The organism is Lactiplantibacillus sp. YT640 (assembly GCF_049745435.1).
GTDB classification, from domain to species: Bacteria; Bacillota; Bacilli; order Lactobacillales; family Lactobacillaceae; genus Lactiplantibacillus; species Lactiplantibacillus plantarum.
The window spans coordinates 1-373 of record NZ_JBMNVY010000102.1; the positions used below are offsets into that span (position 1 = coordinate 1).

The 373-nt window shown below is 38.6% G+C and carries 1 rRNA gene; it reads right to left on the bottom strand.

Annotated features, from left to right (window positions below):
• A 23S ribosomal RNA gene (locus ACOV1R_RS16115) occupies positions 1 to 236 on the bottom strand; the annotation flags it as partial.
• Positions 237 to 373: the final 137 nt, after the last annotated feature.

Sequence of the window (373 nt, forward strand, 5' to 3'; positions counted from 1 at the left end):
TCGAAATTTCTTTATATTCCTGCTGCTAATGAGATGTTTCAGTTCACAGCGTTTACCTCCAACTAGACTATGAATTCATCTAGTGGTAACAGTTGATTAAAACTGCTGGGTTGCCCCATTCGGAAATCTCCGGATCATAGCTTACGTACAGCTCCCCGAAGCATATCGGTGTTAGTCCCGTCCTTCATCGGCTCCTAGTGCCAAGGCATTCACCATGCGCCCTTGTTAACTTAACCTCATTTACCTAACGGTAAATGCGATTAATGAGTTTAGCGATAATTAAACTTCAATAAAAAACTCAAAAAACGCGGTGTTCTCGGTTTCATTATGAAAAAATATATTTGATATTATCTAGTTTTCAAAGAACAAGTTT